The 739-nt window shown below is 32.7% G+C and carries 1 protein-coding gene; it reads right to left on the reverse strand.

Annotated elements, in window-relative coordinates; translation table 11 throughout:
* Positions 1-298: 298 nt before the first annotated feature.
* On the reverse strand, positions 299-739 hold a 441-nt coding region (locus BTA35_RS16445), incomplete at its 5' end, for a phage holin family protein (protein ID WP_139363691.1).

Genomic DNA, 739 nt, shown 5'->3' on the forward strand with positions numbered 1-739 from the left:
ATCTTGTCCTTTGTCCATAAGGACGTTTTTTCTTTTTTAAAAAGAAAGAAAAACCTTGTCCTATAAAGGTTTAAGGCTTCTGAAAATCATGGACAAAAACGCTTTCATTTTTTGTCCTAATTTTGTCCATTAATAGCTTAATTTTGTCCGAACCCTGAAACAAACCCAACCCGAAAAACAAAAAAAATACCGTCAAGCAATCGCTCAACGGTACTCAGAAAGAAAAGAAACAAAACAGAAAAAGAAAAGTAACCTTGATAATAGTATAGCCTAATCACTTCCATTTGTCAAGTTTATGTTATTTATTATCTTGTTCTTCATTGCTTGCGATATCAATATAGTTTTGCTCTTCATTGCTTACGATACCGATATTCTCTTGTTCTTCATTGCTTGCGATATTAATATTTACATCAGTTCGTGCCTTTTTATTTCGCAAGTCTTTGTTATCCAAAGTGTTTTCTAGCTGTTGCTCATAACGATTATTTTCGGCTTGAATTTTGTTCTGAAGGAATTTCGGAACATAAATTCCCATGACACCAAAGTTTTCTAAAATACTCAAAGCATAGTTTAAACAATACATAATGTTGATAGTGAAAGCTAGATAATCAGCATTAAACGCATGACAACCTACCCAAATCAAAGCTACGCTAATAAGTACGATTGTATGTTTAATAATACCTTTGATACTTGCATCAGAGTCTGTAACTTTCCAAATAGTTACCTTTGCAACCCCCGTAAT

This window comes from Oceanospirillum linum (assembly GCF_001995095.2).
In the GTDB taxonomy this organism is placed as follows: Bacteria; Pseudomonadota; Gammaproteobacteria; order Pseudomonadales; family Halomonadaceae; genus Oceanospirillum; species Oceanospirillum linum.